The sequence below is a fragment of the Kosakonia sp. BYX6 genome (assembly GCF_038449125.1).
GTDB classification, from domain to species: Bacteria; Pseudomonadota; Gammaproteobacteria; order Enterobacterales; family Enterobacteriaceae; genus Kosakonia; species Kosakonia calanthes.
The window spans coordinates 3,938,020-3,954,084 of sequence record NZ_CP151800.1 but is presented as its reverse complement, the minus strand read 5'-3'; the positions used below and the strand labels follow the sequence as shown (position 1 = coordinate 3,954,084).

Genomic DNA, 16,065 nt, shown 5'->3' with positions numbered 1-16,065 from the left:
GTAATCAGGCCCGGCTCTCGCCGGGTCTTTTTTTGCCTTTTTTCATCATTCGGAAAAAGGGAGCTTACCCTCAACAATAATCTGATTTTATCGAACTGTAGGCCGGCGTAAGATAGCCGCCACGACGAAACAGGGATCGGGAGAATCAAATGAAGTTGTTGCAACGTTTTTTTAGCAGTGACGCCTCGGGCGGTATTGTGCTTATCATCGCAGCAGTACTGGCCATGTTGTGTGCCAACCTCGGAATAACGCAGGATTTATACCATTCCTTTTTACAGACCCCCGTCGAACTCAAGGTCGGGTCGCTTGAGATCAAGAAAGATATGCTGCTGTGGATCAATGACGCATTGATGGCGATATTTTTCCTGATGGTCGGCCTGGAAGTGAAATATGAACTGGTCGAGGGCACGCTTGCCAGCCGCCAACAGGCGGTGTTCCCGGTCATTGCGGCGCTCGGCGGCATGGTTGCTCCGGCACTGATCTTCCTGTTGTTTAATTTTCATAATCCGCTGGCGAGCCATGGTTGGGCGATCCCAACGGCCACCGACATCGCCTTTGCGCTGGGCGTGCTGGCGCTACTGGGCAACCGTGTTCCTCCCGTATTGAAAGTGTTTCTGATGGCGCTGGCGATCATTGATGATCTGGGCGCGATCGTTATCATCGCGCTGTTTTATACTAGCGACCTCTCCACAATGGCGCTCGGCGTTGCTGCCGCTGCCATTGCTGTGTTGGCCATCATGAATGCCTGTAACGTCCGGCGCATTGGTCTTTATATGCTGGTGGGCGTTGTGCTATGGACGGCAGTGTTGAAATCCGGCGTGCATGCGACTCTCGCGGGTGTGGTTGTGGGATTCTTTGTCCCGCTGCGGGAGAAAAATGGCGTGTCGCCATTGCATCAACTGGTCAACGCGATTAACCCGTGGGTGGCATGGCTGATCCTGCCGCTGTTTGCGTTCGCCAATGCCGGCGTCTCTCTGAATGGAATGTCGCTCTCCGGCCTCACCGATGTGCTGCCTCTCGGGATCATTGCTGGCCTGGTTATCGGTAAACCGCTGGGCATCTCTCTCTTCTGCTGGCTGGCGCTGCGTTTGAAAATGGCAAGGTTGCCGCAGGGCGCGGTCTTCAAACAAATCATGGCCGTGGGGGTGCTGTGCGGTATCGGCTTTACCATGTCGATATTTATCTCTTCGCTGGCCTTTGGCGACGCACATGCGGAGATGGTTGCCTGGAGCAAGTTGGGTATCCTCACCGGCTCGATTATCTCCGCCGTTGCCGGTTACTCACTGTTGCGCACGCGCGTCATCCGCGCTTAGTGGCAAGGCAAAGGGTGAAGCGTTATGTCGTATATCAATTACAACCACTTGTATTATTTCTGGCATGTCTACCGGGAAGGCTCCGTCGTTGGCGCGGCGGAAGCGCTCTACCTGACGCCGCAAACCATCACCGGGCAAATCAAAGCGCTGGAAGAGCGGTTGCAGGGCAAGCTCTTTAAACGTAAGGGCAGGGGGCTGGAGCCAACGGAGTTGGGCGAGCTGGTGTTTCGCTATGCGGACAAAATGTTCACCTTGAGCCAGGAGATGCTCGACATCATCAACTACCGCAAAGAGGCGAATTTGCTGTTTGATGTCGGCGTCGCGGATGCGCTCTCCAAGCGGCTGGTCAGTAGGATTCTGGATGCTGCAGTGCAGGAAGGGGAGCCGATCCACCTGCGCTGTTTTGAATCCACCCACGAGTTACTGCTGGAACAGTTAAGCCAGCACAAACTCGATATGATCATCTCCGATTGCCCGATTGATTCTGCGCAGCAGGAAGGGCTGTTTTCGGTGAAAATCGGCGAATGCAGCGTCAGCTTTTGGTGCTGTAACCCCGCACCGCAAAAACCGTTTCCGGCCTGCCTGGAAGAGCGCCGCTTATTAATCCCCGGCCGCCGCTCAATGCTGGGGCGTAAATTGCTGAACTGGTTTAACGTGCAGGGATTGCAGGTTGAAATCTTAGGCGAGTTTGACGACGCGGCGCTAATGAAGGCGTTTGGCGCAGCGCATAATGCCATCTTCGTCGCACCGACATCGTACGCCAGCGATTTTTACGCCGATGAGCGAGTAGTGGAAATCGGGAGAGTGGAAAACGTGCTGGAGGAGTATCACGCGATATTCGCAGAACGAATGATTCAGCATCCGGCGGTGCAGCGTATCTGCCAGCGTGATTACTCGTCGCTGTTCGCGCTGGAGCAGAAATAAAAAAACCCGCCGAAGCGGGTTTTTTCACAAAGCCAACAAATTAGCGATTAAGCCAGTTTGTTGATCTGCGCGATCAGGTTAGCTTTATGACGCGCTGCTTTGTTTTTGTGGATCAGACCTTTAGCGGCCTGACGATCCACGATCGGTTGCATTTCGTTAAATGCATTTTGCGCAGCGGCTTTGTCGCCAGTTTCAATTGCTGCGTAAACTTTCTTGATGAAAGTACGCATCATTGAACGGCGGCTAGCGTTGTGCTTGCGAGCCTTTTCAGACTGAACGGCGCGCTTCTTAGCTGATTTGATATTAGCCAAGGTCCAACTCCCAAATATGATCTTTATGGACAATTCAAAGGCCGGGGAATATGCCCTTTTAGCCTTCTTTTGTCAATGGATTTGTGCAAATAAGCGCCGTTAAGATACGACGCTCGTTACGTAGTGATGGCGCAGGATTCTAACAGCTTGCTTCTTACGAATACAGCTTTTCCACCAGAAAAATCGCTATCAGAGCCAGATTTTCACGCCAGCGAAAGACAGCCCGATGAAATCCCTCTCCTTTCTGCAGCGTTAAGGCAATCGTCGGTTAACGTCGCCCGCTGTACAAGGTATAATCCGACGATTTTCACTGTTTTGAGCCAGACATGAAGCTGATACGCGGCATACATAATCTCAGCCAGGCACCGCAAGGGTGTGTGCTGACTATTGGTAATTTCGACGGCGTGCATCGCGGTCACCAGGCATTGTTACAAGGGCTTCGCGCGGAAGGGCGCGCCCGCGGCCTTCCGGTGGTCGTGATGATTTTTGAACCGCAACCGCTGGAGCTGTTCGCTGGGGAAAAAGCGCCTGCGCGCCTGACAAGGCTGCGTGAAAAGCTACGCTGGTTGGCCGGTTGCGGCGTTGACTATGTGCTCTGTGTGCGTTTCGATCGCCGTTTTGCGGCCTTGACCGGACAAACGTTTGTCAGCGATCTGCTGGTCGATCGCCTCGGTGTGAAATTTCTCGCAGTCGGTGATGATTTCCGTTTTGGCGCTGGTCGCCAGGGGGATTTCTTGTTATTACAGAAGGCCGGTCAGAAATATGGCTTTGACGTCACCAGTACGCAAACCTTCTGTGAAAGCGGCGCGCGCGTGAGCAGCACTGCGGTGCGCCAGGCGCTCGCGGATGACAACCTCGAGCTGGCTGAAAATTTATTGGGCCACCCGTTCAGCATCTCCGGGCGTGTTGTGCACGGTGATGAACTGGGTCGCACCATAGGTTTCCCGACGGCGAATTTACCGCTGCGTCGTCAGGTCTCCCCGGTCAAAGGGGTGTATGCGGTAGAAGTGGCTGGACTGGGTGATACTGTCCTTCCCGGCGTTGCCAATATCGGTACTCGCCCAACAGTCGCTGGCGTGCGTCAGCAACTGGAAGTCCATCTGCTGGATGTTGTAATGGACCTTTATGGTCGCCATATAGACGTAGTACTGCGTAAAAAATTACGCAACGAGCAGCGATTTGCCTCCCTCGATGAATTGAAAGCGCAAATCGCCCGAGATGAGGTAGCGGCCCGCGAGTTTTTTGGGCTATCTAAACCGGCTTCTTAAGGCCTGGTGGTATTAATCAAACCGAAATACGGAACCGAGAATCTGATGAGTGACTATAAATCTACCCTGAATTTGCCGGAAACAGGGTTCCCAATGCGTGGCGATCTCGCCAAACGCGAACCGGGAATGCTGGCGCGTTGGACTGATGATGACCTGTACGGCATCATCCGTGCCGCGAAAAAAGGCAAAAAAACCTTCATTCTGCATGATGGCCCTCCCTATGCGAATGGCAGCATTCATATTGGTCACTCGGTTAACAAGATTCTGAAAGACATTATTGTGAAGTCCAAAGGACTCACAGGTTTTGACTCGCCTTATGTTCCGGGCTGGGATTGCCACGGTCTGCCGATCGAGCTGAAAGTGGAGCAGGAATATGGCAAGCCGGGTGAGAAATTCACCGCTGCCGAGTTCCGCGCCAAATGCCGCGAATACGCTGCCACGCAGGTTGAAGGCCAGCGCAAAGATTTTATCCGTTTGGGCGTGTTGGGCGACTGGTCTAACCCGTACCTGACCATGGACTTCAAAACTGAAGCCAACATCATTCGCGCGTTAGGCAAAATCATCGGCAACGGTCACCTGCTTAAAGGTGCCAAACCGGTGCACTGGTGCGTAGACTGTCGTTCCGCGCTGGCGGAAGCGGAAGTTGAGTATTACGACAAAACCTCTCCGTCCATCGACGTGGCGTTTCACGCCGTTGACGCGGATGCGGTAAAAGCCAAATTCGGCGTTGCCTCGGTTAATGGCCCGATCTCACTGGTTATCTGGACCACCACACCATGGACGCTGCCGGCTAACCGCGCGATCTCCCTGTCGCCAGAGTTTGACTACGCGCTGGTCCAGGTTGAAGGTCAGGCGCTGATCCTGGCGAAAGATCTGGTCGATAGCGTGATGAAACGCGCTGGCATCACCGATTACACCGTGCTGGGTACGGTAAACGGTGCTGAGTTAGAGCTGCTGCGCTTTAAACATCCGTTCCTCGATTTCGACGTACCGGCGATCCTTGGCGATCACGTTACGCTGGATGCGGGTACCGGTGCGGTGCACACCGCGCCAGGTCACGGCCCGGACGACTATGTTATCGGTCAGAAATATGGTCTGGAAACCGCGAACCCGGTTGGCCCGGACGGCACTTATCTGCCGGGAACCTACCCGACGCTTGATGGCGTGAACGTCTTCAAAGCGAACGATATTGTGGTCGCGCTGCTGGCGGAAAAAGGCGCGCTGCTGCACGTCGAGAAGCTCCAGCACAGCTACCCGTGCTGCTGGCGTCACAAAACGCCGATCATCTTCCGTGCTACCCCGCAGTGGTTTGTCAGCATGGATCAGAAAGGCCTGCGCGCGCAGTCGCTGCAAGAAATTAAAGGCGTGCAGTGGATCCCGGATTGGGGCCAGGCGCGTATTGAATCCATGGTCGCTAACCGTCCTGACTGGTGTATCTCCCGTCAGCGTACGTGGGGCGTACCGATGTCCCTGTTTGTACATAAAGATACCGAAGCGTTGCATCCGCGCACGCTGGAGCTGATGGAAGCCGTTGCCAAACGCGTTGAAATCGACGGTATCCAGGCCTGGTGGGATCTCGACCCGCGCGACATCATGGGTGACGACGCCGACAACTATGTAAAAGTGCCGGATACGCTGGACGTTTGGTTCGACTCCGGCTCGACCCATGCATCCGTTGTGGATGTGCGCCCGGAATTCTCCGGTCACGCTGCGGACATGTATCTGGAAGGTTCTGACCAGCATCGCGGTTGGTTTATGTCCTCGCTGATGATCTCTACGGCGATGAAAGGCAAAGCGCCATACCGCCAGGTGCTGACTCACGGTTTCACCGTTGATGGTCAAGGGCGCAAAATGTCCAAATCCATCGGTAACACCGTTTCTCCGCAGGATGTCATGAACAAACTCGGCGCGGACATTCTGCGTCTGTGGGTGGCTTCTACTGATTACACCGGCGAAATGGCGGTTTCCGACGAGATCCTGAAACGTGCTGCCGACAGCTATCGTCGTATCCGTAACACCGCGCGTTTCCTGCTGGCGAACCTCAACGGCTTTGATCCGGCAAAAGACATGGTGAAACCGGAAGAGATGGTGGTGCTGGATCGTTGGGCTGTGGGCTGTGCAAAAGCGGCGCAGGACGACATCCTGAAAGCTTACGAATCCTATGACTTCCATGAAGTGGTGCAGCGTCTGATGCGCTTCTGCTCCATCGAAATGGGCTCGTTCTACCTCGATATCATTAAAGACCGCCAATACACCGCGAAAGCAGACAGTGTGGCGCGCCGTAGCTGCCAGACTGCGCTATACCATATCTGTGAAGCGCTGGTGCGTTGGATGGCGCCGATCATGTCTTTCACCGCAGATGAAATCTGGGGTTACCTGCCGGGCGACCGCGAGAAATACGTCTTCACCGGCGAGTGGTACGAAGGTCTGTTTGGCCTGGCGGAAACCGAAGCGATGAACGATGACTTCTGGGACGAACTGCTGAAAGTGCGCGGCGAAGTGAACAAGGTTATCGAACAGGCGCGTGCCGACAAGAAAGTGGGCGGTTCTCTGGAAGCGGCGGTGACGCTGTTTGCAGAGCCGGAGCTGGCGGCGAAGCTGACCGCGCTGGGCGATGAATTGCGATTTGTCCTGTTGACCTCCGGGGCGAAAGTTGAGGATTATGCCAGCGCTTCTGCGGATGCGCAGCAGAGCGAGCTGCTCAAAGGGCTGAAAGTGTCCCTGAGCAAAGCCGAAGGTGATAAATGCCCGCGCTGCTGGCACTACACCAACGATGTCGGCCAGGTGGCGGAACACGCAGATATTTGCGGACGCTGTGTCAGCAACGTCGCCGGTGACGGCGAAAAACGTAAGTTTGCCTGATGAGTAAACCGATCTTTTCAACAGGGCTGCGCTGGCTGTGGCTGGTGGTAGTAGTGCTGATTATCGATCTGGGCAGTAAGTACCTGATCCTCCAGAACTTCGCTCTGGGGGATACAGTGTCGCTGTTCCCATCGCTTAATTTGCACTATGCACGTAACTACGGTGCGGCATTCAGTTTCCTGGCAGACAGCGGCGGTTGGCAGCGCTGGTTCTTCGCGGGTATCGCTATTGGTATCTGTGTTGTATTGGCGGTGCTGATGTATCGCGCCAAAGCGTCACAAAAACTGAATAACATCGCTTATGCGCTGATTATCGGTGGCGCGCTGGGTAACCTGTTCGACCGTCTGTGGCATGGTTTTGTCGTCGATATGATCGATTTTTATATGGGCGACTGGCATTTTGCTACCTTTAATCTTGCTGATACCGCAATTTGTATCGGTGCGGCGCTGATAGTGCTGGAAGGTTTCTTGCCTTCTGCCGCAGTGAAAAAACAGGCGTAAGCCAACAAAGCGTTGTAGGCCCGGTTCGTCGGCCGGATAAGCGTAGCGCCATCCGGCAATCAACATGTAACCGGGCACTGCAATCGCTAAAAACATAAGAGCAACCTGCATGTCTAAATCCGTACAGAGCGATAGCGCAGTGCTGGTGCACTTCACGCTCAAGCTCGAAGATGGCTCACTTGCCGAGTCAACCCGCAACAATGGCAAACCGGCGCTGTTTCGTCTGGGCGACGGTTCACTCTCCGAAGGACTGGAACAACATCTGCTCGGCCTGAAAGCCGGGGAGAAAAAGGTCTTTTCTCTGGAGCCTGATGCCGCATTCGGCACGCCGAGCCCGGACCTGATTCAGTACTTCTCGCGCCGCGAATTTATGGACGCCGGGGAACCTGAAATCGGCGCAATTATGCTCTTTACCGCAATGGATGGCAGCGAAATGCCGGGCGTTATCCGTGAAATCAGTGGTGATTCCATCACCGTCGATTTCAACCATCCGCTGGCGGGCAGAACCGTTCATTTTGATATCGATGTGCTGGAAGTCGATCCGGCACTGGAGGAAACAAATGCAGATCCTGTTGGCTAACCCGCGCGGTTTTTGCGCCGGAGTTGACCGCGCTATCAGCATTGTTGAAAACGCGCTGGCTCTGTACGGCGCGCCGATTTATGTGCGTCACGAAGTGGTGCACAACCGCTATGTTGTCGACAGCCTGCGCGAGCGCGGCGCGATCTTCATCGAGCAGATAAGCGAAGTGCCGGACGGCGCAATCCTGATATTCTCCGCCCACGGCGTTTCTCAGGCAGTGCGTAACGAAGCGAAAAGCCGCGATTTGACGGTCTTCGACGCGACCTGCCCGCTGGTGACCAAAGTGCATATGGAAGTGGCGCGCGCCAGTCGGCGCGGCGAAGAAGCGATCCTGATTGGGCACGCCGGGCACCCAGAAGTGGAAGGCACCATGGGACAGTACAGCAACCCGAAAGGCGGCATGTATCTGGTTGAATCCCCTGAGGATGTTGGCGGCCTGGATATCAAAGACGCGGGCAAACTGTCGTTTATGACGCAGACCACGCTCTCCGTTGATGATACCTCGGATGTGATTGACGCTCTGCGCGAGCGTTTCCCGAACATCGTCGGCCCGCGCAAAGACGATATTTGTTATGCCACCACCAATCGCCAGGAAGCGGTGCGTGCGCTGGCTGAGCAGGCGGAAGTGGTGCTGGTCGTCGGTTCGAAAAACTCCTCAAACTCCAACCGCTTGGCCGAACTGGCGCAGCGCATGGGGAAAGCGGCGTATCTGATTGATGACGCGTCGGATATTCAGGAGGAGTGGGTCAACGCGATTCACTGCGTTGGCGTGACCGCCGGGGCATCCGCGCCGGATATCCTCGTGCAAAATGTCATCTCTCGTTTGCAAGAGCTGGGTGGCGGCGAAGCCATTCCGCTGGAAGGGCGCGAAGAGAACATCGTTTTCGAAGTGCCGAAAGAACTTCGGGTAGATGTTCGCGAGGTCGAATAATCTTTCAATGCGTTGTGCGAAGATGCCAGACTGAGTCTGGCATTTTTTATGGACATTTTTCGTGGAGGAGTTATGCGTTTGCCAATGATTCTCGACACCGATCCGGGCATTGATGATGCCGTTGCGCTTGCCGCCGCGCTGTTTGCGCCGCAATGCGATCTCAAATTGATCACCACCGTTGCCGGCAACGTTTCGCTGGAAAAAACCACCCGTAATGCATTACAGCTGCTGAATTTCTGGAACGCGGACATCCCGCTGGCCCAGGGCGCTGCTACGCCCTTGCTGCGCCCGCTGGATAGCGCGACTGAGGTGCATGGGGAATCCGGGCTGGATGGGTATGACTTTGTCGAACACCAGCGCCAGCCGCTGGCCATCCCGGCGTTTCAGACGATCCGCGATCTGCTGCTCGCCTCGCCAGAACCCGTGACGCTGGTGACCATCGGCCCGCTGACCAACATTGCGCTGCTGCTGACGCACTACCCGGAATGCCAGTTTAATATTCGTCGGTTGGTGATGATGGGCGGTTCCGCCGGGCGCGGTAACTTCACGCCGAATGCCGAATTCAATATCGCTATCGATCCGGAAGCGGCGGCCCGCGTCTTTCATAGCGGCCTGGAGATTGTCATGTGCGGGCTGGATGTCACCAACCGCGCAACGCTGACGCCAGAGTATTTAGCAACGCTGCCAACGCTCAACCGGACAGGCAAAATGCTGCATGCGTTATTCAGTCACTATCGCAGCGGCAGCATGACAACCGGGCTGCGCATGCACGATCTTTGCGCTATCGCCTGGCTGGCACGCCCGGAACTCTTTACCTTGAAATCCTGCTTTGTCGCGGTAGAAACGCAGGGGCAATTCACCGCCGGAACCACTGTGGTGGATATCGACGGTAAGCTGGGGCTGGCACCGAACGCGCAGGTGGCGCTGGATATTGATGTCGATGGTTTCCGCCATTGGGTGGAAGAGGTGCTGGCGCTGGCACCTTAGAACATCATGCTTTTTACTGATATTTCCGGCTGTATATCATTAATTTCTAATTATTGGCGTTTTCGGCTGGTGGCTCAGACAGGGGCTGGTTAATCTGGAAACGATTTTTACGCATTTAATTAACAAAAGAGCACAACTATGCATGATGCACCAATCCGCGTAGCCATCGCGGGCGCTGGCGGACGTATGGGCCGCCAGTTGATTCAGGCGGCGCTGGCAATGGACGGCGTCGCACTTGGCGCGGCGCTGGAACGTGAAGGGTCTTCCTTATTGGGAAGCGATGCGGGCGAACTGGCCGGCGTAGCGAAAACCGGTGTGGCTGTGCAGAGCAGCCTTGATGCGGTGAAAGACGATTTCGACGTATTTATCGACTTTACCCGCCCGGAAGGCACGCTGAACCATCTGGCATTTTGCCGCCAGCATCACAAAGGTATGGTGATTGGCACCACCGGTTTTGATGACGCAGGCAAGCAGGCCATTACCGATGCGGCGCAGGATATCGCTATTGTGTTTGCGGCCAACTTTAGCGTCGGCGTCAATGTCATGCTCAAGCTGCTGGAGAAAGCGGCGAAAGTGATGGGCGACTATACAGATATCGAAATTGTCGAAGCGCACCACCGCTACAAGGTTGATGCACCATCAGGAACCGCGCTGGCGATGGGCGAAGCGATCGCTAAGTCACTGAATAAAGATTTAAAAGAGTGCGCGGTTTATTCACGTGAAGGGCATACCGGCGAGCGTGTCCCGGGCACCATTGGTTTTGCGACCGTTCGCGCCGGAGATATCGTCGGCGAACATACCGCGATGTTCGCCGATATCGGCGAACGTGTAGAGATAACGCATAAAGCGTCAAGCCGTATGACGTTTGCGAATGGCGCGGTGCGTTCCGCTTCATGGCTAAAGGATAAGAAAAATGGTCTTTTTGACATGCGAGATGTGCTCGATCTCAACAATTTGTAAGAGTTATTACCCTTCGTGATGTGGTTGTTGCAGTCATAATGACTTGATTGCAAAGGGCAATATTTTATTGCCCTTTTATTTTATTCTTTTCACGCTGCGTTTCCCTCCAAACTCAACTAATCTACACTTATATCCCCGGTTTATGTTTCAATTTTGTAAATTTTGACCATCTGGTCTACTTTTTGGCGCATCGCTTATCTGCGAGACAGTTTTCTGGCCGCGCAAGCGTTTTCCTGACTTATTTATCTGATCTTTTTATCTGTTAAACCCTGTAAAACCAGGCAATGGCGTGAAACAGCAAGAAAAATACGGCAGATAAGTTGACTTTTAACCGACATCTCTCCAGAATGCCGCCGTTTGCCTAAAATCCACGGCCAGCAAATTTGCATTGATTCATCATCTCAATATGAATTAATATGCAAATAAAGTGAGTGAATATTCTCTGGAGGGTGTTTTGATTAAGTCAGCGCTATTGGTTCTGGAAGACGGAACCCAGTTTCACGGTCGGGCCATAGGGGCAACGGGCACGGCGGTTGGGGAAGTCGTTTTCAATACTTCAATGACCGGTTATCAAGAAATCCTCACTGATCCTTCCTATTCCCGCCAAATCGTCACTCTTACTTATCCTCATATCGGCAATGTCGGCACCAACTCCGCTGACGAAGAATCTTCTCAAGTTCATGCGCAAGGCCTGGTCATTCGCGACCTGCCGTTGATTGCCAGCAACTACCGCAGCACCGAAGACCTCTCTTCTTACCTTAAGCGTCATAACATCGTGGCGATTGCCGATATCGATACCCGTAAATTAACCCGTTTGCTGCGTGAAAAAGGCGCGCAAAACGGCTGCATCATCGCGGGTGATAATGTTGACGCCGCCGTGGCGCTGGAAAAAGCGAAAGCCTTCCCGGGCCTGAACGGTATGGACCTGGCGAAGGAAGTGACAACGGCGGAAACCTACGGCTGGACACAGGGCAGTTGGACGCTTACCGGCGAGCTGCCGCAGGCGAAACCAGAGAGTGAGCTGCCTTACCATGTTGTCGCGTACGACTACGGCGCGAAACGCAATATTCTGCGTATGCTGGTGGATCGCGGCTGCCGCCTGACGATCGTTCCGGCGAAAACCCCAGCGCAAGACGTTCTGAAACTCAACCCGGACGGTGTATTCCTGTCTAACGGTCCTGGTGACCCGGCACCGTGCGACTACGCTATCGACGCGATTAAATCCCTCCTCGAAACCGATATCCCAGTATTCGGCATCTGCCTGGGCCACCAGTTGCTGGCGTTGGCGAGTGGCGCGAAAACCGTGAAGATGAAGTTCGGTCACCACGGCGGTAACCATCCGGTGAAAGACATTGATAACAACACCGTGATGATCACCGCGCAGAACCACGGTTTTGCGGTTGATGAATCCTCCATGCCTGCCAACCTGCGTGTAACGCACAAGTCGCTGTTCGACGGCACGCTGCAAGGCATTCACCGCACCGACAAGCCAGCCTTTAGTTTCCAGGGGCACCCGGAAGCCAGCCCAGGCCCGCACGACGCCGCGCCGCTGTTTGACCACTTTATTGAATTGATTGAGCAGTATCGCAATACCGCCAAATAATCAGGAGAAAAAGAGCCATGCCAAAACGTACAGACCTAAAAAGCATCCTGATCCTTGGCGCAGGCCCGATTGTTATCGGCCAGGCGTGTGAATTCGACTACTCCGGCGCGCAGGCGTGCAAAGCGCTGCGCGAAGAGGGCTACCGCGTCATCCTGGTGAACTCCAACCCGGCAACCATCATGACCGACCCGGAAATGGCAGACGCGACTTACATCGAGCCGATCCACTGGGAAGTGGTGCGCAAAATCATCGAAAAAGAGCGCCCGGACGCCGTGCTGCCAACGATGGGCGGCCAGACCGCGCTGAACTGTGCGCTGGAACTGGAACGCCAGGGCGTGCTGGAAGAGTTCGGCGTGACCATGATTGGCGCGACCGCTGACGCGATTGATAAAGCCGAAGATCGTCGCCGTTTCGATATCGCGATGAAAAAGATTGGCCTCGACACCGCCCGTTCCGGTATCGCGCATACCATGGATGAAGCGCTGGCTGTCGCGGCAGATGTCGGTTACCCGTGCATCATTCGTCCTTCCTTTACCATGGGCGGCACCGGCGGTGGTATCGCTTATAACCGCGAAGAGTTTGAAGAGATCTGCGCCCGCGGCCTCGATCTCTCGCCGACCAATGAGCTGCTGATTGATGAGTCGCTGATTGGCTGGAAAGAGTACGAGATGGAAGTGGTGCGCGATAAGAACGACAACTGCATCATCGTCTGCTCAATTGAAAACTTCGACGCCATGGGGATTCACACCGGTGACTCCATCACCGTTGCGCCGGCGCAAACCCTGACCGACAAAGAGTACCAAATCATGCGTAACGCCTCGATGGCGGTGCTGCGTGAAATCGGCGTGGAAACCGGCGGCTCGAACGTGCAGTTCGCGGTGAACCCGAAAAACGGCCGTCTGATTGTTATCGAAATGAACCCGCGTGTATCGCGCTCTTCTGCGCTGGCCTCAAAAGCGACTGGTTTCCCGATTGCCAAAGTGGCGGCGAAACTGGCGGTGGGTTACACGCTCGACGAACTGATGAACGACATCACCGGCGGGCGTACTCCGGCCTCGTTCGAACCGTCCATCGACTATGTTGTTACCAAAATCCCGCGCTTTAACTTCGAAAAATTTGTCGGCGCAAATGACCGCCTGACCACACAGATGAAATCCGTCGGTGAAGTGATGGCGATTGGCCGCACGCAGCAGGAATCGCTGCAAAAAGCGCTGCGCGGCCTGGAAGTTGGCGCAACCGGCTTCGACCCGAAAGTGAGCCTTGACGACACGGAAGCGCTGACAAAAATCCGTCGCGAGCTGAAAGACGCAGGCGCTGAGCGTATCTGGTATATCGCCGACGCGTTCCGCGCGGGCCTCTCTGTCGATGGCGTGTTCAACCTGACCAACATCGACCGCTGGTTCCTGGTGCAAATTGAAGAGCTGGTGCGCCTCGAGGAGCAGGTGGCAAACGTCGGCATCAACGGCCTGGACGTGGATTTCCTGCGCCAACTGAAACGCAAAGGCTTCGCCGATGCGCGCCTGGCGACCCTGGTGGGCGTGCGCGAAGCGGAAATCCGCAAGCTGCGCGACCAGTACGATCTTCATCCGGTTTACAAACGCGTGGATACCTGTGCGGCAGAGTTCGCCACCGACACCGCGTACATGTACTCCACCTATGAAGAAGAGTGCGAAGCTAATCCGAACCCGGATCGCGAAAAAATCATGGTGCTCGGCGGTGGTCCAAACCGTATCGGCCAGGGCATTGAGTTCGACTACTGCTGTGTACACGCCTCGCTGGCGCTGCGCGAAGACGGTTACGAGACCATCATGGTCAACTGTAACCCGGAAACCGTATCGACGGATTATGACACCTCCGACCGCCTGTACTTCGAACCGGTCACTTTCGAAGACGTGCTGGAAATCGTGCGTATCGAGAAGCCGAAAGGTGTGATCGTGCAATACGGCGGCCAGACCCCGCTGAAACTGGCGCGCGAACTGGAGGCCGCAGGCGTGCCGGTTATCGGTACCAGCCCGGATGCTATCGACCGTGCGGAAGACCGCGAGCGCTTCCAGCATGCGGTTGAGCGCCTGAAACTGAAACAGCCCGCCAACGCCACGGTGACTGCGCTGGAGCAGGCCGTTGAGAAAGCGAAAGAGATTACCTACCCGCTGGTGGTGCGTCCTTCTTATGTGCTGGGTGGCCGCGCGATGGAAATCGTCTATGACGAAGTGGATCTTCGCCGCTACTTTATGACGGCGGTGAGCGTCTCCAACGATGCGCCGGTGCTGCTGGATAAATTCCTTGATGACGCGGTGGAAGTGGATGTCGACGCGATTTGCGACGGCGAAACCGTGCTGATTGGCGGCATTATGGAACACATCGAACAAGCGGGTGTTCACTCCGGTGACTCCGCCTGTTCTCTGCCGGCATACACGCTGAGCCAGGATATTCAGGATGTGATGCGCCAGCAGGTGCAGAAACTGGCGTTCGAGCTGCAAGTTCGCGGCCTGATGAACGTGCAGTTCGCAGTGAAAGATAACGAAGTGTATCTGATTGAGGTGAACCCGCGCGCGGCGCGTACCGTGCCGTTTGTCTCCAAAGCGACCGGCGTGCAGCTGGCGAAAGTGGCGGCGCGCGTGATGACCGGCAAAACACTGGCCGCTCAAGGTTATACCAAAGAGATCATTCCGCCGTATTACTCGGTAAAAGAAGTGGTGCTGCCGTTTAACAAGTTCCCTGGCGTCGACCCGTTGTTAGGGCCAGAAATGCGCTCAACCGGTGAAGTGATGGGCGTTGGCCGCACGTTCGCCGAAGCATTTGCCAAAGCGCAACTGGGCAGCAACTCCACCATGCAGAAACGCGGTCGCGCACTGCTGTCGGTGCGTGAAGGTGATAAAGAGCGCGTGGTGGACCTGGCGGCGAAGCTGCTGAAACAGGGCTTCGAGCTGGATGCAACTCACGGCACGGCGATTGTGCTGGGCGAAGCGGGCATTAACCCGCGCCTGGTGAACAAGGTGCATGAAGGTCGCCCGCACATTCAGGATCGTATTAAGAATGGCGAGTACACCTACATCATCAACACCACGGCGGGCCGCCAGGCGATTGAAGACTCCAAGCTGATTCGCCGCAGCGCACTGCAATACAAAGTGCATTACGACACCACGCTGAACGGCGGTTTCGCCACCGCGATGGCGCTGAATGCCGATGCCACCGAGAAAGTGATTTCCGTGCAGGAGATGCACGCGCAAATCAGTAAGTAAGCCCAAACCGGCCCGTTCGCGGGCCGGATTTGTTCCCGATTCGTATGCTGGGTCCGTCGTTCCGTAGGCCGGATAAGGCGCAGCCGCCACCCGGCAGTGTCGATTGATGCTGGTTGCCTGATGGCGCTTCGCTTATCAGGCCTACGCCTTATCCAGCCGACAAAATCCCCACCTTCAGAGTGTTCTGCATTTTCCCCACACCTTAGTGCATTCAACTAGACTGATTTTCCAGAGGTATAAAATTCACTGAAAAGCAGGGAGATAACCATGCGAACCAAACTTCTGATGACTTCTGTTCTGACTGCCGCCGCACTGTTTACCGTTGCAGGTTGCTCGTCTAACCAGGCGGTGCGTACCAACGATGGCCGCACCATTGTGACCGACGGCAAACCGCAGGTTGATGACGACACTGGGTTGGTGTCCTACAAAAATGCGGAAACCGGTAAAACCGAGCAGATTAACCGCGACCAGGTTAAAAACATGAGCGAACTGGATAACTGATCCCGTTCCTGTGTGCGGTGGCGCCTGCCACCGCGCATCCCCTCATAATTTCCACACAGATTGCCGCTGTTAGCCAAACGATT

Annotated in this window: 13 protein-coding genes; 12 read left to right on the top strand and 1 reads right to left on the bottom strand. The window is 55.2% G+C overall.

What is annotated here, in order from left to right; all coding sequences use genetic code 11:
• Window positions 1–149 precede the first annotated feature (149 nt).
• Together nhaA and nhaR are read left to right on the top strand one after the other, a co-directional pair.
• Entirely contained in the window at window positions 150–1,313 is a 1,164-nt protein-coding gene (gene nhaA, locus AAEY27_RS18525; protein ID WP_342322272.1) for a Na+/H+ antiporter NhaA, read from the top strand.
• Between the two features lie 24 nt (window positions 1,314–1,337).
• Window positions 1,338–2,237 carry a transcriptional activator NhaR gene (gene nhaR / locus AAEY27_RS18520; RefSeq protein WP_342322271.1) on the top strand — a complete coding sequence of 300 codons (900 nt, stop codon included), beginning with the start codon at window positions 1,338–1,340 and terminating at the stop codon, window positions 2,235–2,237.
• Between the two features lie 47 nt (window positions 2,238–2,284).
• Here nhaR and rpsT read toward each other — a convergent pair whose 3' ends face one another.
• A complete protein-coding gene (gene rpsT, locus AAEY27_RS18515) occupies window positions 2,285–2,548 on the bottom strand; it encodes a 30S ribosomal protein S20 (protein WP_342322270.1) in 264 nt (87 codons plus the stop codon).
• A gap of 326 nt (window positions 2,549–2,874) precedes the next feature.
• On the opposite strand from rpsT, the gene ribF reads away from it, so the two are divergent.
• The 10 genes from ribF to AAEY27_RS18465 all read left to right on the top strand — a co-directional run bounded on the left by ribF (window position 2,875) and on the right by AAEY27_RS18465 (window position 15,982).
• Window positions 2,875–3,816 (top strand): bifunctional riboflavin kinase/FAD synthetase, encoded by a 942-nt coding sequence (gene ribF / locus AAEY27_RS18510; RefSeq protein ID WP_342322269.1) that lies wholly within the window; start codon window positions 2,875–2,877, stop codon window positions 3,814–3,816.
• Between the two features lie 45 nt (window positions 3,817–3,861).
• Window positions 3,862–6,678 (top strand): isoleucine--tRNA ligase, encoded by a 2,817-nt coding sequence (gene ileS / locus AAEY27_RS18505; RefSeq protein WP_342322268.1) that lies wholly within the window; start codon window positions 3,862–3,864, stop codon window positions 6,676–6,678.
• A complete protein-coding gene (gene lspA, locus AAEY27_RS18500; protein WP_342322267.1) occupies window positions 6,678–7,178 on the top strand; it encodes a signal peptidase II in 501 nt (166 codons plus the stop codon). The genes ileS and lspA overlap by 1 nt, the downstream gene beginning before the upstream one ends.
• A 109-nt stretch (window positions 7,179–7,287) precedes the next feature.
• On the top strand, window positions 7,288–7,758 hold the full coding sequence (fkpB, locus tag AAEY27_RS18495; RefSeq protein WP_342322266.1) for an FKBP-type peptidyl-prolyl cis-trans isomerase: 471 nt from the start codon (window positions 7,288–7,290) through the stop codon (window positions 7,756–7,758).
• Window positions 7,739–8,689 carry a 4-hydroxy-3-methylbut-2-enyl diphosphate reductase gene (gene ispH, locus AAEY27_RS18490; protein ID WP_342322265.1) on the top strand — a complete coding sequence of 317 codons (951 nt, stop codon included), beginning with the start codon at window positions 7,739–7,741 and terminating at the stop codon, window positions 8,687–8,689. The genes fkpB and ispH overlap by 20 nt, the downstream gene beginning before the upstream one ends.
• A gap of 72 nt (window positions 8,690–8,761) precedes the next feature.
• A complete protein-coding gene (rihC, locus tag AAEY27_RS18485) occupies window positions 8,762–9,676 on the top strand; it encodes a ribonucleoside hydrolase RihC (RefSeq protein ID WP_342322264.1) in 915 nt (304 codons plus the stop codon).
• Window positions 9,677–9,814: 138 nt separating this feature from the next.
• Entirely contained in the window at window positions 9,815–10,636 is an 822-nt protein-coding gene (gene dapB, locus AAEY27_RS18480) for a 4-hydroxy-tetrahydrodipicolinate reductase (protein ID WP_342322263.1), read from the top strand.
• Between the two features lie 454 nt (window positions 10,637–11,090).
• Window positions 11,091–12,239, top strand: coding sequence for a glutamine-hydrolyzing carbamoyl-phosphate synthase small subunit (gene carA / locus AAEY27_RS18475; RefSeq protein ID WP_342322262.1), 1,149 nt, complete (start codon window positions 11,091–11,093; stop codon window positions 12,237–12,239).
• A 17-nt stretch (window positions 12,240–12,256) separates the two neighbouring features.
• Window positions 12,257–15,481, top strand: coding sequence for a carbamoyl-phosphate synthase large subunit (gene carB / locus AAEY27_RS18470; protein WP_342322261.1), 3,225 nt, complete (start codon window positions 12,257–12,259; stop codon window positions 15,479–15,481).
• Between the two features lie 267 nt (window positions 15,482–15,748).
• Complete coding sequence (locus AAEY27_RS18465; RefSeq protein ID WP_342322260.1) at window positions 15,749–15,982, top strand: YgdI/YgdR family lipoprotein; 234 nt, start codon at window positions 15,749–15,751, stop codon at window positions 15,980–15,982.
• Window positions 15,983–16,065: the final 83 nt, after the last annotated feature.